Consider the following 25,932-nt stretch of genomic DNA (forward strand, 5'->3'; position numbering starts at 1 on the left):
ATAACATAAACATAAAAAAACCGAAGCCATTGGCTTCGGTTTTTTTATTAATGCTTTTTAAAATTATCGTTTTTTCTTCTGAAGTTTTGCGGTGTCTTCAAACTTTGTAATAGTAATTGCAGGACTACCAAAAAGGTAAATTTCAGTATCTCCTGATGCAGCAATAGTAATATTGTCCATTGTGCTTATTGTTAAATCGCTATTACCTTCTAATGTGGTATCTACTGTTTTAACATCAAACTTTGGGCTGTTAAAATTAGTAGAATTATCTAGTCTAATTACAGAACTATTCGCAGCACCTTCAATAACAGCATCAGATCGTTGATACAAATCAAAATCCGCTACTTTGCTATTAATTAAGGCATCTAGTTTGCTGTTATCACTTAACTCAATTTTTGTTGAGTCTGCTGTAAGATTTAAACGTGTTTTAGATTTCCCTGTACTTTTATAATTAAAGGTGTTAGCTCTAATATTAAGATAAGCTCTGGAATTATCGCTAGTTATTAAACTGGCATCACTAAGCTCCATTGAGGTTAGTGATCGTATTTCTCCATCACCTCTAATTTCAATATTTTGAAGTGCATCACCATAATTTACAGTAATATTCAATCGCTTTTTTGATGTAATTCGCATTGTCTGTGCAAAAGACAGAACTCCATCTACAACTTCAAACTGAATAACATCATGTAAGTTGTCATCTGTTTCTACATTTACTGATGGTTTGCTGTTGTATACAATTTCTATAGAAAAATCACCATTAACCACTATGGTATGAAAGTCATCAACGTAAGTTTGTTTGATGGTAACATTTCTATCACCTTTAATTTTTTCTTGTGCATTAATCAGTGGTGCTGCCACCACTATTAAAACTAAAATGAGTAAAAATTTTTTCATCTATAATCTTTGTTTCGCTATTAATAAGACACAATTCAATAATAATGTCACTTTTTTAGCTGTTAAACAAAGATATACAAAAACCGCCCCAAACTCTATAAAGAATTTGAAGCGGTTTGCAATTAATTGGTTATTAAGGGTTTATGTTGGTTAAATTCACTAAATATCAGTGAGTAAATGCTATTAATTAGCTCTTACGCTTCCAGAGGAGCTATCAGATTTTTCAATCCTTTCCGGATTGCCAGAATATCTAATGTCTCCACCGCTAGTAGCTCTTGCAGTAAGTTCTTTGGACGTGTTTACTGAAATATCTGCTCCGCTAGTAGCTTTTACTTTAGATGTTTCTGCCTTTAGGTTAGACGCTTTAATGTCACTTCCACTGGTTGCCTCTGCTATTAGCAGTGTTGTTGAGCCACTTAGTTTTATATCGCTACCGCTTGTTGAGTGGCAATTTAAGGTCTCTGTTTTTACATCTAAGGTCATATCAGCACCACTTGTACAATTAAGCTCTAAATCGTTAGTTATAATTGTATTTGTTGAATATACATCGCTTCCACTTGTAGCTTTAATTGCTGAAATATTGGCAACGTTTAGGTTGATTTTTCTTGAAGCTGCGTTTCTGATATTTTCGGTAGTATAAATGCTAAGCGTTCCGTTTTCAACTTCAGTCATTATTAATTCGTGAAGGTTCTCATCGGCTTCAACACTAAGTGCTACATCATTACTTTGTGTAATGTAAAGGTCTAGACCTTGGCTTACTTTAATAGACTCAAAGTCATTAGAAATAGAACGTTCTTGAGAAACAACGTTTCTGTTTCCATCTACACCAGATCCTAAATTCATAGAAAAATTACAGGATAGCATTACAATGCTTAAAATGCTGGTGACTACTACTCTTACTAATGTGCTCATGATTTTTGTTTTTTGATTGATGTTTTTATTATTTAGTTTTTTGTTTCTTCTTTTGAAACATGATTATAACTTATAACGCGCTTTAGTTTCCACTCTTCGTTTTCTAAAATCCATAAATGTGAAAACAATGCATAATTATCAGTGTTTTCAAAAGACATATTCTCATCTGTAGAGAAAAAGTGTTTTCCGTTTTGAAGAGCGCCATAGAGTTTACCGTTGTTATACATAGGGAAAACTTCTAAACTTTCTTCTACAAGAAATCGATATACTTTTTCAGGATTATTGTCTCTGCAAATTCCGTTTTTCATGGTTGATATGAACTCTTCTTTAGAATTTGTTATTCCTCCTTTATCGTGATAAAACTCTAAATCGTCATACATTAACTCTGCACTTTTTTCAACTTCACATTTGTTAAAACCTATTTTAAAAAGAACACTGTCTTTAGCTTTTAATGTTTTGAAAAGTTCAGAGTTTGAGTCCACTTGCGCTAATGCAATACCAGACATTAATAGTCCGATACTGCATAGCAAAAGTGATTTGATTGATTGGTTCATTTTTTGATTGATGATTACAGAACAAAAGTCTGTGTTATTTTGATTGATTTAAACTTATTATTACCGAACTGTCGTTTTCTCGGTATCAATTGTCATTGACCTCTAAGTCAACACCATCTTCGTCTATTTTTAGACTAACTTCATGCTTATCTTGTTTAGACGATAATATTTCTTTTGAGGTTACATTTTCTTCAATTTCCTCGTCTTTGATACAGTCTAAACATTCTGCATTGTCTTTGGTGATTTTGTAATACTGACCAAATTCAATATTTCTTAGAATATTTGTGCCGTATCTTGAGTAACTGTATCTCCATGATCTTGAAAAATGCTTATCAGTATAAAGAATTGTGCCTTCCGGTAAATAAATAATAACTCTAACTTCTTGTTCGCTGAATTTATTCTCAATATCTGTTTTTAAGTAGTTGTCTAAAACAAGAGTATTTCCATTTAACCTGTAGCCATAATCAATATTTTCTGCACGTTTCTTAGCTCGGTTATAATTTCTTCCTGTGGCCTCTTTTTCAATTATAATAGAAGCTACAGAGTCTGTAGTAGACTTAACAATGTATCTTATGTTAGAAGATACCAAACTACGACCATTATCATCTTCAATAATATTAAATTCACCATTACGGTTGTACCTGTAACTGTTATAATCATCTAAACTCGAGTTGTTTAAGTTAATAGTGTCTCCAGTTTTTATATTTAACTCATTCTTAGTGGTAACCTTAGCATCAAAGGCATGCTCTGTTGCCTGTTTTACACCTGTAATAACAAGACCTATAATGGACATTAGCCACAAACCGAGTAGAGTGAATTTAGCCACATTACCAATAGACTTTAGGTTATTTACCAAAATCTTTAATCCTAAATAGAAGACAAAAAAGAATGGTATACCAATGGCAAAGAATAAAAGCATAGACATTAGCCATATTGGAATGTTAGCTGCATTTGCAACGTACAATAAATCTAAACCAGGAAGATGAACAGCATCAGTAATACCAACTGTAAATAAGGCTACGATTAACGAGATTAATGTGCTAACACCTACAATGATTAAGATAATACCAATAAACTTAGCTACAATCTTTAGGAAAAACATTAAAATACTTCCAATGGAATCAAAAAAGGTTTGGGAACTCGACTTTAACCGATTACCTTGTTTCTGAAAATCGACACTCTTTACAGTTTCTGAAATATTATCTGTAAGATCATCGAGTCCTTCCTTAAATTTTTCACCATGCTTTTTAAAATCAACACTTTTTACGGTTTCTGAGACCGAATCAATGCTGTCTTTAATTTTTTTTTCAATGTTACTGATGTTCACAGGGTCGCCAGTCATCATCAGTTTTTCTGCTGTTGTCCTGGCTTCTGGTACTAATGCCCAGAAGATAAGGTAGATGAAGATGAATGTACCGCCAGAACCTATAGCTAATAACAACCATATAAGTCGCATCCAGATAGATTCTATACCAAAGTAATGTCCTAGACCTGCAGCAACACCACCAATGTATGAGTTATCTGTATCTCTAAATAGTTTTTTGGTAGGACCAGAGCTATAAGATTTTTTTTGTTGAGGTTCATCTTCAAAGATTTCATCATCAACTAAGTAATCTTCTGGTTGTCCCATTATAGTTATAACTTCATCTACAAGCTTAATACCTACAACTTGTTTTTCATTTTGTATGCGCTCAGAGAAAAGCTCAGCAATACGTGCTTCGATATCTGCTATAATTTCTGAACGACCTTGAGAGTCTGTAAATGAACGTTTTATAGCCTCAAGATAGCGCGATAACTTAAGATATGCATCTTCGTCTATATGGAAGAATATACCTGCTAAATTTATATTGACTGTTTTATTCATTTTTTTGTTGTTTTTGTACTGGTTACTAGGTTTACTGCATTTTGTAATTCACTCCAAGTCGTGTTTAATTCGTTTAGAAACAACTTGCCTGTTTCTGTAAGACCATAATATTTTCTTGGTGGTCCAGATGTGGATTCTTCCCAACGGTAGTTGAGCAATCCAGCATTTTTTAATCTTGTTAATAGTGGATATATGGTTCCTTCTACAACAAGCATTTTTGCGTCTTTTAGTGTTGCCAGAATCTCTGCAACATAGGCATCTTCATCTTTTAAGATGGATAAGATGCAATACTCCAGAACACCCTTACGCATTTGTGCTTTTGTGTTTTCTATTTTCATATTAGTAATGACTTAAATTCGATTAAACTGTTCATTTTTTGATTGATTATTGATGATTTTATTTTAAAAAATTGATTGTTAATGGGTATTTATAAACCTCTCCATCTCTGGCAGATAGGCTTGCTTTAACAATAAGTGCTAATTCTATTATAAATCCAATAACAGCCAAAGCTCCAAGTCCTCCACCTATATAGAGTAGTGGAGAAGGTTCTCCAACATTAATGTGAAAATCATGAAAACCATGAAAATCTATAACATCCAATCCTCTAAAAAGTTTAAAGATGAAAAACGGAACACTGATAGTACCTATAATTATAGCGTAGAGTAATACGCTAATCTGAAAGTTAATGGCTTGCTTTCCGTGCTGATCTACAAACTCTGATTTATCTTTATTAGCAGCCCATAGTACTATTGGGCCAATAAAATTACCAAACGGAATTATAAATCTAGAAAAGGTTGAAAGATGTATAAATGTTGCTAAATTCTTATGATGATTGTCTACCATTTTTACAAGTATATAATAGTTTCTTATGCAAATATATGTCTAAAAGAAGGTATTATGTTACGCATAGTACTTAAAATTAACATTTTTTTAACATTAGTTGTGTTGAATTATTTGAGTTATTTTAGTGCGAAATCTAATTTATTTTAAATGAACATATCGCCTTCTAAGCTCAATACTTTCTTAATGTTTAAGCTACCTGCAGCGTATTTTACAGGTGTAAGAACAAAGTCTTTAGATGATACAACTTGTGTAGTTACTGTAAAGCATCGTTGGATAAATCAAAATCCTTTTAACTCTATGTTTTGGGCTGTACAAGGTATGGCTGCAGAGTTAACAACTGGTGCTTTGGTAATGAAAAAAATTAAAGAAAGTGGTAAAAAAATATCCATGTTAGTGGCTAATAATAATGCGACGTTTACAAAAAAGGCAACAGGAAGAATTACCTTTACATGTAAGGAAGGTCATAAAATAGACGAAGCGATACGTAAAGCTATTGAAACCGGAGAAGGCCAAACAGTTTGGCTAAGTGCCAATGGAGTAAATACAGATGGAGTAGAAGTGTCTTCTTTTAACTTTGAATGGACGCTTAAAGTAAAATCGTAGATTTTATTTTAAAATAGATAGTAAATAGTATAAAGTGTTTAGTAATTTTATTTTGACATAATAATTGTAACAAATCTTTCTACAAATCAACTTATAAATACATCAACCTTAAAACGAAAACATATTATGGAAAAATTACCAGATTTTACAGATAGAAATGCACACGAAATAGATTATAGAATCTATGGGGAAGAAATGCAATATGTAGAAATAGAATTAGATCCACAGGAAGCGGTTATTGCAGAGTCAGGAAGTTTTATGATGATGGACGATGGTATTAAAATGGATACTATTTTTGGTGATGGCTCTCAAAAAGACAAAGGGTTTTTAGGTAAAATATTAGGAGCAGGAAAACGAATCCTTACAGGCGAAAGTTTATTTATGACTGCTTTTTATAACGACCTTACAGGAAAGCGCAATGTATCATTTGCATCACCATATCCAGGAAAAATTATACCAATAGACTTAACAGAATATCGAGGGAAGTTCATTTGCCAAAAAGATGCTTTTCTATGTGCTGCTAAAGGAGTAAGTGTTGGTATTGAGTTTTCTAAAAAGCTAGGTAGAGGTTTATTTGGTGGCGAAGGTTTTATAATGCAAAAGCTTGAAGGAGATGGTATGGCATTTGTGCATGCTGGTGGTACTATGGCAGAAAAGACTTTACAACCAGGTGAAACCTTACGCGTAGATACAGGCTGTATTGTTGGATTTACACAAGATATAGATTACGATATTGAATTTGTAGGAGGTATTAAGAATTCTATTTTTGGAGGTGAAGGTTTATTCTTTGCCAAATTAAGAGGACCAGGAAAAGTATACATACAGTCATTACCATTTAGCAGATTAGCAGATAGAGTTATAGCATCAGCACCAAAAGCTGGTGGTAAAAGTAGAGGGGAAGGAAGCATCCTTGGAGGATTAGGTGATTTATTGGATGGTGATAATCGGTTTTAAACTATAATTAGTAAGAAAATTTGACAAAAGGTTGTGTTTTTAACGCAACCTTTTTTGTTTTTTTATATCTTGTAAATAGCTATTAATAAAATCACTAACTATGAAACCCTTTTATCTATCAATCCTTCTGCTATGTTTTTTTAAAGTAAGTAGTGCTCAGAATGTTAATATACCAGATGCAAACTTTAAGTATGCACTGTTAAACCATGATCCTGTTATAGATGTTAATGGTGATGGTGAAATACAAGTTTCTGAGGCCCAAATAGTAACTGATTTAGATATTGAAGGCGTTCCTGGTTATTCTATAATTAACTCATTAGAAGGTTTGGATAGCTTTAATAATCTTGTAAATTTAACTATAGGTGTTATAACGGCTGACAGCGGTTTAGTTATTGAAAATCTACCGAATCTAGAATATATAAATATCTGGGGTGCTGAAATTTCTAATTTTGATTTAAATTCTTGTAACTGCTTTGCGCTCAATTATCTTAGCATTTATAATGATTCATATTCAGATACTTACATGAGTTTATCAGTAAATTTTAGTGACTTTGTTGAATTAGAAGTACTAAGTTTATTTTTTGTAGAAACGGAACAATTGGATTTAACAAGTAATTTAGAGTTAAATACATTATACGTTGTTGATGTTATAGGATTAACTAATCTCGATTTAAGCGCAAATTTAAATTTGCCAGAGTTAGTTGTTTCTAATAGTTCAGATATACAGAGTGTAAATATTAAAAATGGAGCAGCAACAGATTTTAATTTTAGTGCTCTTTATAGTTTGAATTATGTCTGTGCAGATGATGACGATATATTGGCAGGAGATATTGGTAACACTCCCAATTTTGTCATCAACTCCTATTGCTCATTTACACCAGGCGGAGAATACTACACCATTGAAGGAGAAAGTAGAGTAGATACTAATACCAATGGTTGCGATGTTGGTGATAATTTTTACCGAAACATAAAATTAGAACTTACAGATGGCACCAATAACGGAACGTATCTGGCAGATACTTCTGGTAGTTATTCTGTACCAGTTTCGGAAGGTGTGCATACTATATCACCTGTTTTAGAAAATCCTGCTTACTTTACAGTATCTCCTACGTCATCAACAATCACATTCCCAGATGCTGGTAATTCATATGTACAAGATTTTTGTTTAACACCAAATGGAGTACATAACGATGTTGAGGTTGTCATAGTGCCAACATCCCAAGCTGTTCCTGGTTTTGATTCTTACTATACCATTATTTACAGAAATAAAGGTAATACCACATTAAGCGGTAGTATAAGTTTTGATTTTGAAGATGATTTTATGGATTTTCTTTCATCTATTCCAACAGAGACTACAAGTAGTATTGGAAATCTACAATGGATTTATAGTAATTTACAACCTTTTGAAACCAGAGAAATTGATGTGGTGTTTAATCTTAATACACCAACAGATCCTACTTTTCCGCTAAATAGTAATGATGTCTTGAGTCTAAACGCTTCAATTAATCCAGTTAATAGTGATGAAACACCAGAAGATAATGAATTTGTATTAGACCAAACTGTAGTTAATTCTTATGATCCAAATGATGTAACTTGCTTAGAAGGTACAGCAATTTTACCAGAGCATGTTGGCGAATATGTACATTACAGAATTAGATTTGAAAACCTTGGTACAGCCAACGCTATTAATATTGTTGTAAAAGATGTTATTGACACAACTAAATTTGATGTATCGTCTCTTATTCCTCTGCATGCAAGCCACAATTATACCACACGCATTAGAGAAGGCAATATTGTTGAGTTTATTTTTGAAGGAATCAATTTACCTTTTGATGATGCTAATAATGATGGTTATATAGTTTTTAAAATAAAAACTTTAGATACACTACAATTGGGAGATACTTTTACCAATCAGGCAGAAATATATTTTGATTTTAATTTTCCTGTGATAACAAATATGTACTCAACATCAGTTCAGGAAAATCTAAGCGTTAATGATTTTGAACTGAATGATGTGGTATTGTTTCCAAATCCAGTGAACAATCAGCTGTATATTAAATCAAAATTAAACATTGATACCATTAAGATTTTTGATATTAATGGTAGGTTAATTCAAAACAAAACAATGAATGATTCAAATGTTCAAAATGAGGTATCTGTTTCAGCTCTAAAATCTGGAGTTTATTTTATAGAAGTATATTCCAACAAGCAAAAAGAGGTTCTTAAATTTATTAAAGAATAATGTTTTTTTATTGCTAATCAGAGGTTTACAGCGTAAGAATTCCCTTTTAACAAATTAAACGTTCAACGAGTAATTTCAACTTTTAACATAATAAGCTGTTAAACTTTGGGAATATTGTTTCGGTAAATATGATTTTTTTCTATCTTAGAGATTGAATTGAAACAATAGCCTATAGAGAAAAACTACTTTTTTGTTGAACCTAAAAACTTAAAATTACCTATGGCGAGAGCAATGTTTGAGTACACTAAAACTGTACTTAAAAAGGTTAGTTTTGATGCGACATTATTCTGTAAGGAAGTGGAAAAAGCAGTTAAACGTTTACTGCCTCACGAACTAGAAGAATTGCGAATATTTATTCAGTCCCTAATCAATCAGAACCCTGAATTAAATCAATGTTTAATTTATTTAAAAGCATAAAAAAAAGCGACTTACGAGTCGCTTTTTTTATTTAGACAAAGGGCTAACAATTTCTACATCACTAAAAGCAATGGCTCCGCGTATAATTCCTGAGATTACACTATGCATGGCATCAATAATCTGCATTTTTAACTCGCTTTTGTGATAAATAATACTTACTTCTCTTGCTGGTGAGGGTTTTGAGAAATGTCTTAGATTAGGGCTTAATTTTTCTTTTAAATCTAAGGTGTGTAAATAAGGCAATAGTGTCATTCCCATCCCTTCGTTAGATAATTTTATCAATGTTTCTATACTACCACTTTCTAACTGAAAGTTATCATCAATTTGATCTTTAAATGTTTTACAAAGATTTATAACACCTTCTCTAAAACAATGACCATCTTCTAGTAATAGCATATCTTCAATATCTAAATCCGATACTTCTAAGGTCTTTTTGTCGCGTAGTCTATGATTGTCTGGTACGTAAGCTACAAAAGGCTCATAATATAAAACGCGTTCTTTTATATTATCGCTTTCTAAAGGTGTTGCGGCAATGGCAGCATCTAAGTGGCCATCGTTAATGCGTGTAAGAATTTCTTCGGTTGTTAGCTCCTCAATTTTTAATTTAACCTTTGGATACTTTTTAATAAAATTCTTAAGGAACATTGGTAAAAGTGTAGGCATAATAGTTGGTATGATACCAAGTCTAAATTCACCACCAATAAATCCCTTTTGTTGATCTACAATATCTTGAATGCGCTCTGCCTCATTAACAATATTTCGGGCTTGAAACACTATTTTTCTACCAACTTCGGTCAGTTCGATAGGTTTTTTACCTCTATCAAAAATAACGATGTCTAATTCGTCTTCAAGTTTCTGAATCTGAGTACTAAGTGTAGGTTGTGTAACAAAGCATTTTTCTGCTGCTTTTGTAAAATTCTTGTGCTCTGCTATAGCTAGAGCATATTTAAGTTGTGTAATGGTCATAACTATTTATTTAGACTATAAAAATATAAAAACTATTTATAAAAACTATAGTAATTATAGTTTTGTTTAATGGTAAATTTGAATAAACATTAAAACCGTAGTAAAAATGACATTAAATAGTATAGGTTTAGACACCAAAAAAACGAAATCTTTAGCCAAAGATTTAAATCATTTGTTGGCTAATTTTCAGTTGTATTACCAAAATTTAAGAGGTATACATTGGAACATTCAAGGTAGAGCATTTTTTAATCTTCACGAAAAGTTTGAAGAGCTATATACAGATGCTAACACTAAAGTAGATGAAATTGCTGAGCGTATTTTAACTTTAGGGGAAACACCGTTACATACGTTTGAAGATTACACAAAAGCAGCTAAAGTGCCAGTTGGTAAAAACATATCTATAGATGAGAAAGCTGTAAACCTTATCGTAGATTCTCTTACAGAATTATTAAAAATAGAGCGTAGCATTCTTGAAGCAGCAGGTGATGCTAATGATGAAGGAACTGTAGCTATGATGAGCGACTTTATCACAGAACAAGAGAAAACTGTTTGGATGATGAAAGCTTGGTTGGGTGAGACAGTATAAAAATTGAGTTTTATAAAAATTAAAAGACTGCTATTTAGCAGTCTTTTTTTTTGATTGATTGTTTTTGATTGATGATAAAATGTTATTCTAAAATCTAATATTTAATTCTAAGTCATCGTCAGCAACAGTAAATTTGGCATCATCGTATTGTGGTGGTCCCATTGCCATAACATTGTTAGACGTTCCGAAAGATTCTTTTGGCATTCCGTTTTCATGAAAGTCCATTCGCTTGTTGTCATTTACATCGTGTAATGCTAAGATGGCATATTCACCAGGTAATACGTTATTAAATGTAATAGTTACTTTTCCATCTTCAATTGCAGTTTCTGCATCCTTAATACCTTTGCCTTTCATAAAAGTTTCAGACGTATGCAAAGACATTAATACTTTACCTTCGTTACTGGTAACATTGTCAATGGTTACAGTAATTGTAATACCTTCATCTTGCGCAAAACTGAATAAAGTACTGAAGGCTAATGCGAGTGTTAAGATTAGATTTTTCATTTTGAAATAAATTTATGGTTAATGTTTTTTAATTGATGACTCAAATATCTAACATTACTTAAAGATAGAATAATTGTTATTACCGAACTGTAATTTTATGAGGATGAATTGTTTTTATTGAATGTTTATGTGTTTAAAGGTTTATCTGTTTATGCGTTTATTTGTGGAGATGTTTGTTGGTTTACTCAATTTTTTAGTTTCACTAATCACTAATCACTAATCACTAATCACTAATCACTAATCACTAATCACTAATCACTAATCACTACAAAAGTCCTCTTGCTTTAATTTCTAGATACTTATTAATGGTATCAATAGTTAAATGTTCAGGTTCGGTTAAAATAGACTGAATACCATATTTCTGAAGTTCATTTACAATCAATCGCTTTTCGAAAGCAAATTTTTCTGCAATAACTTTGTCGTAGGCTTGCTGAACCGTTTCGGCTGGCTCTGATATTAAAGAATTTAATTCTGTGTTTTTAAAGAATATCACCACCAAAAGATGATTTTTTGCAATGCCTTTTAAATAGGGTAGTTGTCTGTGCAGACTGTCTAAAGTTTCAAAATTAGTATAGAGCAGCATTAAGCTTCGATGTGTAATGTTTCGCTTTACATCTGCGTATAATCTGCTGTAATCACTTTCAAAAAAATCGGTACTAACGTTGTAAAGTGTCTCTAAAATAAGATTCATTTGAGACGTTCTTCGCTCTGCAACTACAATGTTTTCAACCTTTTTAGAAAAAGCTAAAATGCCAGCTTTATCATGTTTTTTTAAAGCAACATTAGATATTACCAGAGCAGCATTTATGGCATAATCTAAAAGCGATAGACCTTCAAAAGGCATTTTCATCACTCTGCCTTTATCGATAATAGAGTAGATAGGTTGTGATTTTTCATCCTGAAATTGATTAACCATTAATTGGTTTCGCTTTGCGGTAGCTTTCCAATTAATGGTTCTTAAATCATCGCCAAGCACATAGTCTTTAATTTGCTCAAATTCCATGGTATGACCAATCTTTCTAATTTTCTTTATACCATATTGATGCAGATTGTTACTTATAGCCAGCAAATCGTATTTACGCAATTGTATAAAGCTAGGATAGGTTGGTACCATTGCAGCTTCATTGTACCAAAAACGTCTGGCTACAAGGCCAAAAACTGAAGTAACATAGATATTGAGTTTACCAAAATGATATTCGCCTCGTTCAGTTGGTCTTAGTTTATATTCTAGTTCTGACGAGCTAGAGGCATTCAATTTTCTGCTAATGCTAAAGTCTCTAGCCTGAAACTGTTCGGGTATTTCATCTATTATATTGATGAAAACACTAAACGTGTAGAAATTCTGAATGATTAATCTCACAGGATTTTCATCTCCATTTGAAAACTTTTCAGGCACTATACGTTCACCTTTTACACCATTTTTTGCAGTAAATAGTATTATGATATCCAATACTGTAAGCGTTACAAGAAGTAACAAAAAAATCTTAACTATATTAAATAGTCTAGGAAAAATAAAACTAAATACAAACAGAATAATGATGCCTATGCAGGCATAAAAAAATCTGTTCTGTAAGTAAAATGGTTTAAGTCGTTTTAGCACCTAGTTCTTATTTTGTTGTTTATCTCGGAATTTCTACAGCTTCAATAATCTGCTTTATAATTTGTTTTGTGGTAATGCCTTCCATCTCGCGTTCTGGTGTTACAATAACACGATGTTGTAATACAGGAATTGCAGCACGCTTTATGTCTTCTGGTGTTACAAAATCTCTACCGCTCATTGCAGCAAATGCTTTACTAGCTCTTAAGATTGCAATAGAAGCTCTTGGCGAGGCACCTAAGTATAAAAATGGATTGCTACGTGTGCTAACAATAATATCTGCAATGTATTTTAGTAAGTGCGATTCAATAAGGATTTGTTCTACAAGGTTTTGAAACTTATTAATCTGTGTTTTAGATAAATGCGCTGTGATCTGATCTGTTTTTACACCACCTTTTAGGTTTTGTTCTCTGGTTAAAATTTCAATTTCCTCATCTAGATTTGGGTAATCGATATCTATTTTAAAAAGAAAACGGTCTAACTGTGCTTCTGGCAAACGGTATGTACCTTCTTGTTCCACAGGGTTTTGGGTAGCAAGAACAATAAACGGTAAATCCATTTTAAACTTATTGCCATCTATGGTTATTTGACGTTCTTCCATTACCTCAAACAACGCAGCTTGTGTTTTTGCTGGTGCTCTGTTAATCTCATCAATAAGAATCATGTTAGAGAAAATAGGACCTTCTTTAAATTCAAATTCTGAAGTTTTCATGTTAAATACAGAAGTTCCTAAAATATCGCTAGGCATTAAGTCTGGTGTAAACTGAATTCTACTAAAATCTATATCCAAGGATTTTGCCAATAGTTTAGCAGAGATGGTTTTGGCTACACCAGGAACACCTTCTATAAGCGAATGACCATTTGCTAAAATTGAAGCAATCAGCATATCAATCATTTCCTTCTGACCAACAATAACTTTCTCTATTTCAGTCTTAATTAAGACAATACCATCTTTAAGTTCAGAAAGATCTATTCTATTACTAAAGCTAATATCTTCAGCATTTGTTTCTGCTGTAGAATTTGTTAGTTCCTCAGAATTATTCTGTTCGGTATTTTCGTTTAGTTCGTTATTTAAATGTTCTTCCATAGTCTCATTTATTTATAAAAATCTTCTATTGCTTTGTTTAGTTGTAATAAATCGTCTTCTGTGCAGTTAGATTTAGACTTTAAGTAAGCAATTTTGTTTACTAGTTGTTTGATGTCTTTTTGATCTTTTCCAGATTTTAATGACAGATTTTTTACAAACTTATCATCTAATATTTGGGTGTCTAAATAGTAGACACGTCTTATATATTCTAGAAAATAGGTAATTTTCTTTTCTATAAGATTGTTATGGTCTTTGGTTTCGTAATAGAGGTTACCAATGGTTTTGGTAAAGTCTACAGTTGTATTTTTTAGAGGTTTTATCACGTTAACAATGCGTTGCTTTCGTTTTGCATTAAATATTATAAAAATAAGTATTGTTATTAATACAATATACCAAGCCCAACGCAGTGCAGGTTGACTAAGGATAAAGCGCAACGGTGAGCTGCTTTCAGTAGCTCTTAATTTGTTTCGTGAGTCAAAAAATATGGTATCGTCATCTAGATAAGACATTGCAGCAGCTGCATATTTTTTGTTGTTCTTTTTTAGAAGTTGATAATTGGTAAATACTGCTGGTTGCAAGTGAATATAAAAATAACCCTTTCCCCAAGATGTTTTGATGAAATTAGTGTAAGATGAATCACCAAATTTCTGGTAGCCTAAAACGGTTGTGTAAGTTGTATCTATTTTAGAAAAATAAATATTACTTAATCCTTTTTCTATGATAATACTATCGTTTGCAAATGAAGGATTGGTGTAGGTTAAATTAGCTTTACCAGAAAAGGTGTATTTATTATCGGTTTTAAATCCTAGAGTGTCTTTTAATCGATCTGGAAAATAATTAGCAGAAATAAAGATATCATTTCCAAAAGACGCAAAATCTAACAACTCTTGTGCTGATGTATTATCAAGATCAGGACGCTCGTCAATAAGCATATAAGTTCCTGTGGCATAATATGTAGAGTCTTCCCAATCGTAATAATCATTAAAATATTCGTAGGGAGTTTTTTTGATATCTTTTATGTCACTTTGTTCAAATAATTCTTCTAATTCCTCATAAAAAATATAAGTTCCGAAAGGAATTTTATGCTTTTCGTTATAGGTTTTTTGCCAGTTAACAGGTTGTGGAGTAGAGAATTCTATGACAACAATGCCTATAAAAAGCAATACTAAAATGGCGATATATATTTTTAGGGTTCTGTTCATTAGTTTACGGAATCTAAAAATTGATTAAACGCTGTTTTTGCTTTTTTAAACTGAACCTGATCGATATCAAACTCACCATACCAAATGTAATTGTACAAATACGATGTGTAGGAGAATTCTTTTTTTAGTTGTTCTGAAGCAATTTCATAATGATAATCACTATTAGTCTTTTCTACATCATACTCTATAATACCAGACTGAGAAAGATTTTTCAAAAGATATAAATAATAATACCTTATGGCTAATCGATAATTGTTTTCACTCTCTGCTGAAGCTATAAGTGCCTTAAAATCCGCTTCGTAAATATTACTTTCAACATCTGTAATAGGTATAATACTTTTATCTGAAGATTTGCCAAAAACCCATTTTCCTTCTTTGTTTATAATGGCTTTCACAATAAAGAATACCACTAAAACAAAAATAACGACGTAGAATATTTTTAGTACAATATCTGTAACATCTGCTGCTTTTGCATCGGTATTAATATCAAATAGATTCTTGAAAAAATCAGATAACCATTGCTTAAAACGTGTCCACCAGCCATCATTATTAGAAGTACGCTCATAGATATAGTCACTGCCAGAATATTTGTCTTTTAAATCTTCGTAGCTTCGCTTTTCAATGGGTTCTACATCTTCATAGATTTCATCCTGTATTACATTGTTCAATACTTCGGTAGAAACCAAAGCGTTTGTGCTCGTCGAAATCCCGAAGCATAAAAAGATGATATATAAAAACTTAAACTTACTCACCAGATCCTATAAGGTCTATATCACTTTTAGTATTAATATTTTCTATATCTTCTTTGAGGCTGTAGAATACAATACCTTGATTAACCTGTACGATGAGGTTTAGAACCAAACCCACTAAATATGATAGGACGAAGATAATTATCATCAAAACAGAAGCAGATTTACTTATCTCTTGAGAGGTTGCTGCTGTGCCAGTATTTATGTCAGTTACCATATCTACAATAAATACAAAGTATGGTATTAGTATTGTGATGTTTTGCACAACGTATACCATTAGAAAAAATAAGCCAACACAGCCAATTGCTGCCCAAAATTTAGAGCTCATTACCGTCCAGGAATACCCAAAACTTTCCCAAATGCTCTTTTTGTTTTCTATATATTCCATTAATGTACCTTGGTAATACAAACTTACAGCACCTATAACCACAGGAAGTAGAATAATACCAATCATGGTAATTGCCAAAATAAAACTAATCAGACCAGCTAAAATCATTAATGGTATAGCTACTAAAATAGCACAGATGAGATAGATAAATATATTACCAATGTTAGCTTTATACTCATTAATAATATCTGAGGCAGTAAAATTTTTACCGTCATTTTTTGCATAAAGTTTCAAATAAATAGGAACAAATGCATACGAAATTATTGCAGAAACTAAACCAACCGTAATAAACAGAAGAAAGAACAACACAAACATTTCAGCATTTTCGTTAATGTAATTTTCAACACCATTAGGATTATTGTCAACAATACTGCCAACAACAACTTCCATGTAAAATTTACTAAAGAAATACCCTACCACCATAAGAATAAGGATAAATATGCCGTTGATGATGAAAAAATTCTTGTAGAGATGCCCTCCGTTTTGTCTTAAAAAGGAAAAAGTATCTTGAAAAAACTCTCCAAAACTTCTCGATTTATAAAGTTGCATGTGCCTTTTTTAATTTGTTGTTAACGATAAAAGGATAAATTAAATAGTAAAATGATATAAGACTTAATGTGCTCAATATGATACCAATACTCAACCAATTTGGCATTGTGTTAGAATAACGCGTTACGTAACCTTCTAAGAACCCAGCAGCAATGGTGAAAGGAAATGTGCTTATTAAAATCTTCACTCCGTTTTTCACCCCCATTTTAAAAGAGATTATTCTTGAGTATGTTTTTGGAAACAATATACTGGCACCAAGGATAAGACCTGCAGCACCTTCTATAACAATAGCGAAAATTTCCATAGAACCATGAATCCAAATGCCTCTAACACTCTCCCAAAGTACATCTTCCTGATAAAAGAAATACTGAAACGAGCCCACCATAATAAAATTTTGAAGCATTACATATACTGTACCCAAGCCAGCAAAGACACCATATAAAAATGCTTGTATGCCTACATAGAGGTTGTTTAGCGTAATACCTATAAAACTTCCCCAGTTACTTCCGCTTTTATAGATAGCAACAGGATCACCGGCTTCAATATTTTCTAAGGTTTGGTTAACATAAGCATCACCTAAAATTAAACGTACAAAGGCATCGTCATAAGCCGCAGAAAGCACACCAATTGCTATAAAGCTAAAGGAAATTATAAAGGCGTATAAAATATAACGTCTGTACTCATAGACAATGAGTGGGACTTCTGTTTTCCAGAAATGCACAAATCTGTTAGTGTCTTCGCGCTTTGTTTTATAAATTTTTTGAAATGCTCGTGCAGTAAGATTATTTAAATATAGAATTGTCTTACTTTTGGGATAATAGGTTTGAGCATAAGACAAATCGTTTACAAGCTGAATATAGAGCGACGCAAGTTCATCAGGATTTTTTAGTTGCTTTCCAAAAATAGCCTTTTCGAAATTGAGCCATTTTTGTTTATTTTGCTTGATAAATGCGACTTCTCTCATAGAGAACCAAATTAACATAATTAATGGTAGAGTTACAAATAAATACCACACAAAACGTTAATATAAATTTTGTTGCCGCAAGTGTGGGAGAACGCATCTTGGCATACCTTATAGATCTTATAATTAAGCTTGCCTATGGAGTGGTCATATATCAAATAGCGTTTAAATTATTTGGCATTAATGAGTTTCTAGAAGGTATGGATTTTTGGTCTATAATAGCTGTAATTCTTATTTTTTATCTACCTGTAATTCTTTACTCATTAATTTTTGAAACTTTTTTAGATGGGCAAACCATTGGCAAACGCATCATGAAGATTAAAGTGGTAAAAATTGACGGTTATCAGGCTTCTATTTATGATTATTTAGTGCGATGGTTTTTTAGAATCATAGATTTAAATATGGCTTCTGGAATTGTGGCTCTTATTACTATTGCTACCAGCAAAAAAAGTCAACGTTTGGGTGATATGACAGCTGGTACTTCGGTGATTACGCTAAAGAACAATGTAAACATTAGCCATACCATTTTAGAAGAGTTAGAAGATGATTATGTGCCAACGTACCCTAATGTTATTAAGCTGTCTGATAATGATGCACGTATCATTAAAGAGACCTATACAAGAGCTAAAGCAGCACGAGATTATGAGACTTTAATTAAGTTACGACAAAAGATTATTGAAGTTATTGAGCTCAAAGAATACAATCAAAACGACATTCAGTTTATAGATACTATTTTAAAAGACTATAACTATTATACGCAAAGCATGTAAGCAGAGCGCCAGGATTTTCAAGTGGTAACGAAGAAAATCTTGTGCGAATCGCTTATACTGTGCTTGGCACTGAGCGTAGTCGAAGTATTGAAGTGTCTCGTTTGTAGAGATTTAATGTTGATAGGTGTTTTAAGTAATAAGTTGAACCAATTTTAAAAAGATTCCTGTTTTCACAGGAATGTGTATGTTTTTTCAAACTTTAGACATATTAGGAACCATAGCCTTTGCCATTTCTGGTGTACTAGTGGCTATGAATAAGCGTATGGATCCGTTTGGTGTGCTAATTATTGCCTTTGTAACAGCTGTTGGTGGCGGAACCTTGCGTGACATTATGGTAGGAGTAGAGCCAGTGTCTTGGATGCGAAACATGACCTTTGTTTACGTTATTATTGCCTCAACCGTTTTTGCTATAGTATTTAGAAATTACCTTAAACATCTACGACGTTCTCTCTTTTTGTTTGATACTATTGGCATTGGGCTCTATACTGTTGTTGGTATAGAAACAGGTTTAGTAGCCGGATTGCACCCAATAATTTGTATTGCACTTGGTACAATGACCGCTTGTTTTGGTGGTGTTACTAGAGATATTCTATGTAACGAAATTCCGGTAATATTTAGAAAAGAAATCTATGCCACTGCTTGTATTGTTGGTGGACTCAGTTATTTTTTAATGCGCATTTTCCTAAAAGATGAAAACTACCTTTTTATCATAGCAGGCTTAGTTGTTATTGCTATAAGATTAATAGCTGTACGTTTTAAGGTGAGTTTGCCGAGTTTGTATAAGCCAGAAGATATAGAGGAATAATAAATTTAATCTTCAAGTTCAGAGAGTAGATCTCTGGTGTTTAATGGTCTTGTGTACATGTCTAATTTACCATCAGGTTTTTGTGGCCAAAGTTCTTTTGGTCTGTCCCAATAGAGTTCTACACCATTTCCGTCAGGATCGTCTAAATATATAGCTTCGGATACACCATGATCTGCACTGCCAGTTATAGGATAGTTTTTTTGCCTTAACCTATCCACAATAAGCGCTAAATCTTTTCTGGTAGGATAGACTATAGCTGTGTGAAACAAACCAACACTTTTTGTTGCTGCTTTAGGTGCATTTTTAGAATACCACGTATTAAGACCAATATGATGATGGTAACCACCAGCCGAAATAAAAGCAGCATCCTCACCATACTTCATAGTGAGTTCAAAACCAAGAAGATTACAATAAAAGTCTAAAGAGCGTTGTAGGTTAGAGACTTTTAAATGTACGTGACCTATTCTGGTTTGGTTTGGGATTTTATAGTCTTGCATTGGTTGGTGATTATTGATAGTATTTATAATTAGGCGAGAACAAGCAATTACTTATAGCCATTATTGTATTTGGTTATTTATTCATCGATTGTTCAACAAAATTAACGGCATCCTTGATTTCTATTGTAAATACTCCGCCTTTTTCGCTGTCAAATGCTTCTTTCCATTGAAGATAGCCATCCATAAAATCAGGTAATTCATCTGTAGTGTTCTCTAATTCAGTCAAACTTTTTAGAATAGATTCTTTATCAAATGGTAAGTGTCCTATTTCTTTTGAAATTCCACCCTCTATATGTTTATTCTTAATTTTTAATCCGTTAACTGCAATGTGAACTACTTCACCTCTTATTCCATAATCTTCAACTTTTAAAATCACTACTCTAGATTTTTCTTCTCCTTTTCGAGTATTATATTTCCATATCTGTCCACTTTTTAGTTCAGTTTTATTCAGATTTTCATTTTTCTTATTTTGTCCGAATAAACCAAAAAAGGAGAATAATAATATCATAGGAAAAAGTTTATAAGTTTGTTTCATTTTGGCTTCTATGTTCTTCTAATTTCTCAAAACGGTCTCGGCTATGAGTAGTTGCGTGGTTTAGCACTTAACTTTGCAAGTACACACCAAACTGAAAATCCGCGAGGATTTTCAGAAGTAGGCGAGAACGAGCAATTACTTATAGCCATTGTTAGCTGTAGGCTTTTATTCATTTTTAATCTTACTTTCTATTTTTCCACCTATTGACTTTGCTATAATCATTGAATATATATATACATTATGAGAATAATCTTTGTCAATATTTCTCTTTGAGCCTAATTCAAGATTACTGTTTTTGTTTATTTTCAGATATGTTTCATTAACGATTCCGTTATTATGCAGAATAATATTTCTTGTTGTAAACATCTCAATTATCTGGTCAAGACTATTATCTAAATCCGGAAATGTTAAATTAAATTTAGTCTTGAAATAAGCAATTTTGTCTTTGAAAGAAGAATGAGAAAATTCCAAAATTTCTTTTTCTCTAATTGTCTTAATTAAGTCATCTATATTTTCACTTTCAATAATTTCTTTATAACTCAAGTTTTTATTCGAAATGAGTGATTTCTTTTTCCACAAGAATAGTATTTCTAATAAATCATTTAAAAAAGCTTCTGTTCTTGCAATAAAGTTTATCAGAGCAGTTACAAAGACTTCCGACTCATATTCAGGTATTTTTGAATTCAAATCATTAAATAATTTCATTCCTTTATCATTCTCTTTGTATTGTTCTAAAAGTTCAGAATATTTGTCTTGAAAAAATGCGTACGACAAAGTAGTTCCAAAAACGAATCTGTCTATCTCACGAAGTTTATCGTAATGTTCACTGATAAGATTTTCAATTTTTGATTCTAAGTTCATTGTTTTTTTAGCTTACAGCTAACAATTGGATATAAGTATTAACTATATCCAACTTATATGTTTATAAGCAACAATTTAAAAAAATAATAGTACTTTTTCTCAATAGCTATAAATAAAAAGCCATCACAATTTGTGATGGCTTTCAAATATAGATTTAAAACATCTTAATTCTTAGAAACAGGAAAGCCTCTATCGCGCATTAATGCTTCAATCTTAGCATCTCGTCCTCTAAATAGTCGGTACGCTTCTGCAGGATCCATAGCGTTGCGTGGTGCAAATAAGTATTTTACTAATTTGTCAGCAACAGCTTTGTCGTAAAACCCATCTGGTGCTTCTTTAAAAGCTTCAGAAGCATCACTCGTCAACACATCTGCCCACATATAACCATAGTATGCTGTGGCATAGCCTTCGCCAGAAAATACGTGTCCAAAATGTGGTGTTCTATGACGCATTGGCAATTCTTTTGGCATACCTAACTCGTCTAAGGCTTCACGCTCAAATTGGTCTATATCTATATTAGTTGGGTCTGCTAAGTGTAATTTCATATCAATTAAAGCAGACGCTAAATATTCTGTTGTACCAAAGCCTTGATTAAACGTTGCTGCTTTTTTGATTTTTTCTACCAATTCAGCTGGAATCGGTTTTCCTGTTTCGTGGTGTACCAAAAACTGATTAATAACTTTGTCTGTAGATAACCAGCGCTCTAACAATTGCGATTGAAACTCGGTATAATCTCTAACACCTCCTTGTAATGTTGGATACTTTACATCTGCCGCAAAGAAGTGTAAGGCGTGGCCAAACTCATGGAAAAATGTTGTGGCATCATCCCAAGACACTAAAACCGCTTCGCCAGGTGCTGGCTTTACAAAGTTAGAGTTGTTAGATGCTAATACATTGGTTTGCCCTTCAAAAGTAGTAGAGCTTCTGTAAGTTGTAGCCCAAGCTCCAGAACGCTTGCCTTCGCGAGCATAAGGATCTAGATACCAAAGCCCAATGTGTTTGCCAGAGTCTTTATCTGTAACTTCCCAAACCTTTACATCCTCATGAAACACAGGAACTGAGCCTTCTTCAACTGGTGTAAATTTATAGTTGAAAATTTCTCCAGCCACAAAGAACATAGCTTCGGTTAATTTGTCTAACTGAAGGTATTGTTTTACTTCATCGCTATCTAAATCGTATTTCTTTTTACGAACTTTTTCGGCATAGTAACGGTAATCCCAAGGTTCTATCGTTATGTTATCGCCAAGCTCGTTGGCAACAGCTTGCATATCTGCAACTTCTTCTTTTACTCTTGCTGTTGCGGCAGGCCAAACTTTTAGCATTAAATCCATAGCGTTTTCGGGATTTTTTGCCATTCGGTCTTGTAATCTCCATTCAGCATAATTATCGTAACCTAAAAGTCCGACACGCTCTTTACGTAGTTTTAAAATTTCAGCAATAATTTGGTTGTTATCATACTCATCTCCATTATCTCCTCTAGAATAGTAGTTTTCCCAAACCTGTTTACGCAATTCGCGCTCAGTAGAGTAGGTAAGGAAAGGATCCATAGAAGAACGTGTGTTGGTAATAGCATACATGCCTTCTTTGCCTTTGTCTGCAGCTATTTTAGCAGCCGATTTTATAAAACCATCAGACAAACCACCAAGTTGATCTTTGGTTAAATACGTAACATAGTTTTCTTCATCATGCAGTACATTGTTAGAAAACTTAGTGTATAATGTTGAAAGTTCTTTATTGATTTCGGCATAGCGTTTTTTCTTTTCAGCATCAAGGTTAGCACCATTCATTTCAAATTGTTTGTATGTTAAATCTACAACACGTTGTTCTTGTGGCTCAAGAGGGTTTTTCTGCGACTCTTCATAAACAGCCTTTATACGTTGAAATAATTTTTCATTCTGAGAAATCTTAGAACGAAATTCTGAAAGTTTAGGAGCTAATTCTGCCTGAACTTCTCTAAATTCTGGTGAAGACATATTACTAGATAAAATGCCATAATAGGTAAACACACGATCTAAGGCTTTGCCAGCACTTTCCATGGCAACAATGGTGTTTTTAAAAGTTGGAGCTTCATCATTATTGGCAATGGCATCAATTTCTTTTAATTGTAATTCCATGCCTTTTTCAACAGCTTCTTTTACATCAGCAACATTCATTTTGTCAAAAGCTGGAACACCTTGGTAAGGGCCTGTCCATTCCTGTAGTAGGATATTTTCTGTCATTGATTTGTCTTCGGTTTTTTGTTCTTCTTCGCAACTTGAAAAAAGAATAATACTGCATAAAGCAGTAGCTTTAAATACTTTAGAAATCATTGTTTTAGTTAAATTAGTTTTAGAGAAACAAGATAAAGAAAATAGTGCAGTAGAATTCTTAATTATTCTATAATTTCTACCTTCCTGATGTAAACGTTATCTATTGGCCAGTCACCATCATCAGTCTTTACTGCATTAATTTTATCAACCACGTCCATGCCTTTTATAACTTCTCCAAAAACTGTGTAATCACCATCGAGATGTTTTGCTTTTTCTCTGTTTACCACAATAAAAAACTGAAATGGCGATGCGAGTTTGTATGCGTTTTCAATTTCGCTACTTGGCATTGAGATTGAGCCTCGTTGATGTGTATAGCCACGTTTGGTGTCTGGTGGTAATAGGTATTTACCGATTTTGCGTCGTTTTTTGTATAAATCTAATCCGTCGCTGCTTCCTCCTTGAATGATGAAATTTTTAACGACTCTGTAAAATTGAGTATTATCAAAGTACTTGCGCTTGGTAAGGTAAATGAAATTAGCACGATGGAATTTAGTTTTATCATATAATTTGATAACAATATCTCCGAAATCTGTTGTGAGTTTTACTTTATCTTCTTTGTGCTCTTTAGAGTATTCTAAAAAGAACTCCATGGCATTGTCATCCGTAAGAATTGGAAATTCTGATGCATTTTTTGCCTTCTTTTTTGGTGTTGACTTCGCTTTGGTAGTTAAGGTATCTTTTACTGTGGTTGTATTAGAATTTTTTGAAGTTTGCTTATCTTCACAGTTCCATAAAAAAAGAATAGTAAAAAACAATAATAGAAATCTCATAAATGCACTTTAATACGTTTTCTGAATCTGTAGTAAAAATAAAACATCTAGAGCTTTTTGGCGAACAATCGCATGCTAAAATGTCTCCACCTTACCGATTGGATTTGGCAAAGCGCATGAAAGAAAAGTCTAAAACAGCTAAGACTGCTGGTGTAATGGCTTTGTTTTATCCAGATCAAAAAGCAGAGACCAATTTGGTGTTAATCCTCAGAAAAACATACAAAGGAGTACATTCTAATCAGGTTGGTTTTCCTGGTGGTAAGTATGAGGAAGGAGATGATAATTTAATGGTAACAGCACTTCGAGAGACAGAAGAAGAAGTTGGTGTACCAATGGATAAAGTAAATGTGATTAAGACTATTTCTCCATTGTACATTCCACCTAGTAATTTTATGGTACATCCTTATTTGGGACTTTTGGATTCTACACCTCAGTTTATAAAACAAGATGATGAGGTAGAGGATATTCTTGAGATTCACATACAAGAATTTTTAGATGAGCGTAACGTCATTACCACTAATGTGCCAACATCTTTTAATGTTAGGGTAGACGTGCCAGCTTTTAAATTAAACGGTCATATTGTTTGGGGAGCAACAGCAATGATGTTGGGTGAAATCAAAGACTTGTTAAAACAAGTTTTATAAGTTGTCATATTTGTTACTTTTGTCATTCATTAAAATTGAAATTTTATAATGGGATTATTCAAAAAAAATCCTTTCGGTCATATACTTTGGGTAAAAAAATGGTTAATTAGAATCTTAGGACTTTTAACACATAGACGTTTTAGAGGTTTTAACGAATTGCAGATTGAAGGTTCTGAAATCATTAAAAACTTACCAGATACTAACGTGCTATTTATTTCTAATCACCAAACTTACTTTGCAGACGTTATTGCTATGTTTCATGTGTTTAATGCAAGTCTTAGCGGACGATTAGATAGTATTAAAAATGTTGGTTACTTATGGAATCCTAAGCTCAATATGTATTATGTTGCTGCTAAGGAAACCATGAAATCGGGTCTCATACCCAAGATTTTTGCCTATACTGGTTCCATAAGCATTGAAAGAACATGGAGATCTAAAGGGCAAGATGTAAATCGCCAAGTAAAGATGAGCGATATCACCAATATTAAAAAAGCGCTTGATGATGGTTGGGTAGTTACGTTTCCGCAAGGGACTACAACACCTTTTAAACCCATTAGAAAGGGTACAGCTCATATTATTAAAACATACAAACCTTTAGTTGTGCCTATAGTTATTGATGGGTTTAGGCGTTCTTTTGATAAAAAAGGATTACGCATTAAGAAGAAGAATATCTATCAATCTTTTGAAATAAAACAACCTCTTGAGATAGATTATGACAATGAATCTATTGCAGATATTGTAGAAAAAATTGAATATGCTATTGAGCAGCATCCTTCTTTTTTAAAGGTAGTTCCGCAAGAAGAATTAGAGGAAAAAGAGCGTTTAAACAAAGAGCTTAGGGATTGGTAGATTTCTAAAGCGTCTAAAAT

Annotated in this window: 28 protein-coding genes; 9 read left to right on the forward strand and 19 right to left on the reverse strand. The window is 32.7% G+C overall.

The window, feature by feature from the left end; translation table 11 throughout:
• Positions 1 to 63: 63 nt before the first annotated feature.
• The 6 genes from ACXAFS_RS14180 to ACXAFS_RS14205 all read right to left on the reverse strand — a co-directional run bounded on the left by ACXAFS_RS14180 (position 64) and on the right by ACXAFS_RS14205 (position 5,067).
• Positions 64 to 894, reverse strand: coding sequence for a GIN domain-containing protein (locus ACXAFS_RS14180; RefSeq protein WP_475307766.1), 831 nt, complete (start codon positions 892 to 894; stop codon positions 64 to 66).
• Positions 895 to 1,077: 183 nt separating this feature from the next.
• Complete coding sequence (locus ACXAFS_RS14185; RefSeq protein ID WP_475307768.1) at positions 1,078 to 1,806, reverse strand: head GIN domain-containing protein; 729 nt, start codon at positions 1,804 to 1,806, stop codon at positions 1,078 to 1,080.
• A 32-nt stretch (positions 1,807 to 1,838) separates the two neighbouring features.
• Positions 1,839 to 2,360 carry a nuclear transport factor 2 family protein gene (locus ACXAFS_RS14190; RefSeq protein ID WP_475307769.1) on the reverse strand — a complete coding sequence of 174 codons (522 nt, stop codon included), beginning with the start codon at positions 2,358 to 2,360 and terminating at the stop codon, positions 1,839 to 1,841.
• 85 nt (positions 2,361 to 2,445) lie between these two features.
• Positions 2,446 to 4,224 carry a PspC domain-containing protein gene (locus ACXAFS_RS14195; RefSeq protein WP_475307771.1) on the reverse strand — a complete coding sequence of 593 codons (1,779 nt, stop codon included), beginning with the start codon at positions 4,222 to 4,224 and terminating at the stop codon, positions 2,446 to 2,448.
• Positions 4,221 to 4,562, reverse strand: coding sequence for a PadR family transcriptional regulator (locus ACXAFS_RS14200; RefSeq protein WP_076620721.1), 342 nt, complete (start codon positions 4,560 to 4,562; stop codon positions 4,221 to 4,223). The genes ACXAFS_RS14195 and ACXAFS_RS14200 overlap by 4 nt, the downstream gene beginning before the upstream one ends.
• 58 nt (positions 4,563 to 4,620) lie before the next feature.
• On the reverse strand, positions 4,621 to 5,067 hold the full coding sequence (locus ACXAFS_RS14205; protein WP_076620722.1) for a DUF4870 domain-containing protein: 447 nt from the start codon (positions 5,065 to 5,067) through the stop codon (positions 4,621 to 4,623).
• A gap of 147 nt (positions 5,068 to 5,214) precedes the next feature.
• Here ACXAFS_RS14205 and ACXAFS_RS14210 point away from each other — a divergent pair, with 147 nt between their 5' ends.
• The 4 genes from ACXAFS_RS14210 to ACXAFS_RS14225 all read left to right on the forward strand — a co-directional run bounded on the left by ACXAFS_RS14210 (position 5,215) and on the right by ACXAFS_RS14225 (position 9,283).
• Positions 5,215 to 5,670 carry a DUF4442 domain-containing protein gene (locus tag ACXAFS_RS14210; protein ID WP_475307774.1) on the forward strand — a complete coding sequence of 152 codons (456 nt, stop codon included), beginning with the start codon at positions 5,215 to 5,217 and terminating at the stop codon, positions 5,668 to 5,670.
• A gap of 126 nt (positions 5,671 to 5,796) precedes the next feature.
• On the forward strand, positions 5,797 to 6,624 hold the full coding sequence (locus ACXAFS_RS14215) for a TIGR00266 family protein (RefSeq protein WP_475307776.1): 828 nt from the start codon (positions 5,797 to 5,799) through the stop codon (positions 6,622 to 6,624).
• Between the two features lie 100 nt (positions 6,625 to 6,724).
• Positions 6,725 to 8,866, forward strand: a complete 2,142-nt coding sequence (locus ACXAFS_RS14220; RefSeq protein WP_475307777.1) for a T9SS type A sorting domain-containing protein — start codon at positions 6,725 to 6,727, stop codon at positions 8,864 to 8,866.
• Between the two features lie 219 nt (positions 8,867 to 9,085).
• Positions 9,086 to 9,283 (forward strand): hypothetical protein, encoded by a 198-nt coding sequence (locus tag ACXAFS_RS14225; protein WP_320556516.1) that lies wholly within the window; start codon positions 9,086 to 9,088, stop codon positions 9,281 to 9,283.
• A 27-nt stretch (positions 9,284 to 9,310) separates the two neighbouring features.
• Here the strand turns inward: ACXAFS_RS14225 and ACXAFS_RS14230 are convergent, their stop codons facing one another.
• Positions 9,311 to 10,249, reverse strand: a complete 939-nt coding sequence (locus ACXAFS_RS14230; RefSeq protein WP_475307778.1) for a LysR substrate-binding domain-containing protein — start codon at positions 10,247 to 10,249, stop codon at positions 9,311 to 9,313.
• A 106-nt stretch (positions 10,250 to 10,355) separates the two neighbouring features.
• On the opposite strand from ACXAFS_RS14230, the gene ACXAFS_RS14235 reads away from it, so the two are divergent.
• On the forward strand, positions 10,356 to 10,835 hold the full coding sequence (locus tag ACXAFS_RS14235; RefSeq protein WP_475307780.1) for a Dps family protein: 480 nt from the start codon (positions 10,356 to 10,358) through the stop codon (positions 10,833 to 10,835).
• Between the two features lie 87 nt (positions 10,836 to 10,922).
• On the opposite strand, the gene ACXAFS_RS14240 is transcribed toward ACXAFS_RS14235, so the two are convergent.
• The 7 genes from ACXAFS_RS14240 to ACXAFS_RS14270 all read right to left on the reverse strand — a co-directional run bounded on the left by ACXAFS_RS14240 (position 10,923) and on the right by ACXAFS_RS14270 (position 17,875).
• The gene (locus tag ACXAFS_RS14240; RefSeq protein ID WP_475307781.1) at positions 10,923 to 11,339 is read right to left on the reverse strand and encodes a DUF2141 domain-containing protein; all 417 of its coding nucleotides are present in this window, start codon (positions 11,337 to 11,339) and stop codon (positions 10,923 to 10,925) included.
• Positions 11,340 to 11,604: 265 nt separating this feature from the next.
• Positions 11,605 to 12,885 carry a DUF58 domain-containing protein gene (locus ACXAFS_RS14245; RefSeq protein ID WP_475307829.1) on the reverse strand — a complete coding sequence of 427 codons (1,281 nt, stop codon included), beginning with the start codon at positions 12,883 to 12,885 and terminating at the stop codon, positions 11,605 to 11,607.
• A gap of 73 nt (positions 12,886 to 12,958) precedes the next feature.
• The gene (locus ACXAFS_RS14250; RefSeq protein WP_475307783.1) at positions 12,959 to 14,023 is read right to left on the reverse strand and encodes an AAA family ATPase; all 1,065 of its coding nucleotides are present in this window, start codon (positions 14,021 to 14,023) and stop codon (positions 12,959 to 12,961) included.
• 8 nt (positions 14,024 to 14,031) lie between these two features.
• Positions 14,032 to 15,225 (reverse strand): DUF4350 domain-containing protein, encoded by a 1,194-nt coding sequence (locus tag ACXAFS_RS14255; protein WP_475307785.1) that lies wholly within the window; start codon positions 15,223 to 15,225, stop codon positions 14,032 to 14,034.
• Positions 15,225 to 15,977, reverse strand: coding sequence for a DUF4129 domain-containing protein (locus ACXAFS_RS14260; RefSeq protein ID WP_475307786.1), 753 nt, complete (start codon positions 15,975 to 15,977; stop codon positions 15,225 to 15,227). Before ACXAFS_RS14260 ends, ACXAFS_RS14255 begins: the two co-directional genes overlap by 1 nt.
• Positions 15,970 to 16,911, reverse strand: coding sequence for a hypothetical protein (locus tag ACXAFS_RS14265; protein WP_475307788.1), 942 nt, complete (start codon positions 16,909 to 16,911; stop codon positions 15,970 to 15,972). Before ACXAFS_RS14265 ends, ACXAFS_RS14260 begins: the two co-directional genes overlap by 8 nt.
• Complete coding sequence (locus tag ACXAFS_RS14270; protein ID WP_475307789.1) at positions 16,898 to 17,875, reverse strand: stage II sporulation protein M; 978 nt, start codon at positions 17,873 to 17,875, stop codon at positions 16,898 to 16,900. The genes ACXAFS_RS14265 and ACXAFS_RS14270 overlap by 14 nt, the downstream gene beginning before the upstream one ends.
• Before the next feature lie 23 nt (positions 17,876 to 17,898).
• Between ACXAFS_RS14270 and ACXAFS_RS14275 the strand changes: the two genes are divergently transcribed.
• Both ACXAFS_RS14275 and ACXAFS_RS14280 read left to right on the forward strand, forming a co-directional pair.
• The gene (locus tag ACXAFS_RS14275) at positions 17,899 to 18,642 is read left to right on the forward strand and encodes an RDD family protein (protein ID WP_475307790.1); all 744 of its coding nucleotides are present in this window, start codon (positions 17,899 to 17,901) and stop codon (positions 18,640 to 18,642) included.
• Between the two features lie 184 nt (positions 18,643 to 18,826).
• A complete protein-coding gene (locus ACXAFS_RS14280; RefSeq protein ID WP_475307792.1) occupies positions 18,827 to 19,447 on the forward strand; it encodes a trimeric intracellular cation channel family protein in 621 nt (206 codons plus the stop codon).
• Positions 19,448 to 19,452: 5 nt separating this feature from the next.
• Here ACXAFS_RS14280 and ACXAFS_RS14285 read toward each other — a convergent pair whose 3' ends face one another.
• The 5 genes from ACXAFS_RS14285 to ACXAFS_RS14305 all read right to left on the reverse strand — a co-directional run bounded on the left by ACXAFS_RS14285 (position 19,453) and on the right by ACXAFS_RS14305 (position 24,419).
• A complete protein-coding gene (locus ACXAFS_RS14285) occupies positions 19,453 to 19,944 on the reverse strand; it encodes a VOC family protein (protein ID WP_475307793.1) in 492 nt (163 codons plus the stop codon).
• Between the two features lie 73 nt (positions 19,945 to 20,017).
• Positions 20,018 to 20,452: a hypothetical protein gene (locus ACXAFS_RS14290; RefSeq protein ID WP_475307795.1), complete on the reverse strand. Its 435-nt coding sequence runs from the start codon at positions 20,450 to 20,452 to the stop codon at positions 20,018 to 20,020.
• A 192-nt stretch (positions 20,453 to 20,644) separates the two neighbouring features.
• Positions 20,645 to 21,340 (reverse strand): hypothetical protein, encoded by a 696-nt coding sequence (locus ACXAFS_RS14295; protein ID WP_475307796.1) that lies wholly within the window; start codon positions 21,338 to 21,340, stop codon positions 20,645 to 20,647.
• Between the two features lie 164 nt (positions 21,341 to 21,504).
• The gene (locus tag ACXAFS_RS14300) at positions 21,505 to 23,649 is read right to left on the reverse strand and encodes a M3 family metallopeptidase (protein ID WP_475307797.1); all 2,145 of its coding nucleotides are present in this window, start codon (positions 23,647 to 23,649) and stop codon (positions 21,505 to 21,507) included.
• Between the two features lie 62 nt (positions 23,650 to 23,711).
• Positions 23,712 to 24,419, reverse strand: coding sequence for a peptidylprolyl isomerase (locus tag ACXAFS_RS14305; protein WP_475307799.1), 708 nt, complete (start codon positions 24,417 to 24,419; stop codon positions 23,712 to 23,714).
• A gap of 2 nt (positions 24,420 to 24,421) precedes the next feature.
• Here ACXAFS_RS14305 and ACXAFS_RS14310 point away from each other — a divergent pair, with 2 nt between their 5' ends.
• Positions 24,422 to 25,063 carry an NUDIX hydrolase gene (locus ACXAFS_RS14310; RefSeq protein WP_475307800.1) on the forward strand — a complete coding sequence of 214 codons (642 nt, stop codon included), beginning with the start codon at positions 24,422 to 24,424 and terminating at the stop codon, positions 25,061 to 25,063.
• Positions 25,064 to 25,111: 48 nt separating this feature from the next.
• A complete protein-coding gene (locus ACXAFS_RS14315) occupies positions 25,112 to 25,912 on the forward strand; it encodes a lysophospholipid acyltransferase family protein (RefSeq protein WP_475307802.1) in 801 nt (266 codons plus the stop codon).
• Positions 25,913 to 25,932 lie beyond the last annotated feature (20 nt).

The sequence above is a fragment of the Winogradskyella sp. ABM4_392 genome, from assembly GCF_056160445.1.